This window comes from Marinomonas sp. 5E14-1 (assembly GCF_039939215.1).
Classification (GTDB): Bacteria; Pseudomonadota; Gammaproteobacteria; order Pseudomonadales; family Marinomonadaceae; genus Marinomonas.
Genome location: NZ_JBDXMW010000036.1, coordinates 1 through 428, shown reverse-complemented (window position 1 = coordinate 428; position 428 = coordinate 1). Strand labels below are relative to the sequence as shown.

The 428-nt window shown below is 38.8% G+C and carries 1 protein-coding gene; it reads left to right on the top strand.

Going from position 1 to position 428, the window contains the following annotated elements:
- The coding region (locus tag ABFY09_RS15115; protein WP_347985102.1) for a heavy metal-binding domain-containing protein at positions 1-340 on the top strand (340 nt) is incomplete at its 5' end.
- Positions 341-428 lie beyond the last annotated feature (88 nt).

The window sequence follows — 428 nt, the reverse complement described above, 5'->3', positions numbered from 1 at the left end:
GTTATGTTTTCAAGGAAGCTTTATGATTTATTCGACTACCGAGTCAATTCCTGGTAAAGAGATTGAAGAAATAGTAGGTATTGTTACTGGCAATGTTGTTCAAGCAAAGCATATTGGCCGTGACATTATGGCTGGCTTAAAAAGTATTGTTGGTGGTGAAATCCGCGGTTATACAGAAATGCTAACTGATGCACGTGACATCGCCGTTTCTCGTTTAATTGAAAATGCTCGTGAAAAAGGAGCGGATGCAGTTGTAGGTATTCGTTTTACTACCAGTACAATTATGGATGGTTCATCTGAAATTATGGTATTTGGAACAGCGGTTAAATTAAAAACATAACAAGTCGCTCAAAAGGACAAAAAACAGTTGGCTGCGCTCGTGCCTCGCACATTATAGCCAACGTAATTTGCCTATTAGCAAAACGTTA